The organism is Bartonella sp. MR168JLCBS, assembly GCF_042194175.1.
The window spans coordinates 1-252 of record NZ_JBHIMP010000566.1; the positions used below are offsets into that span (position 1 = coordinate 1).

Consider the following 252-nt stretch of genomic DNA (forward strand, 5'->3'; position numbering starts at 1 on the left):
TTTAGTTTCAACGTGCTATGAGGAACTGGTGTCCAAAGGAAAAATCAGTAGGGATCCAGCTCAATTGGCTTTAACAGAGCATTTTGATCATTTATTACAAAATATTGCGGAACAAAACGTTTTTCGGCCTTGGACCTTCTGGCAGTTTTTTAAAAGAAAAAAACAAACTTCTGTTGTAAAACAGGGCAGTTTTGATGGTCTCTTTCAGGGGTTATATATTTATGGTGAAGTAGGACGAGGCAAAACCATGCT

The 252-nt window shown here is 37.7% G+C and carries 1 protein-coding gene; it reads left to right on the top strand.

Features of this window, described 5'->3' with window-relative positions:
- The coding region (gene zapE / locus ACFIK8_RS12705; RefSeq protein WP_375669631.1) for an AFG1/ZapE family ATPase at window positions 1-252 on the top strand (252 nt) is incomplete at both ends.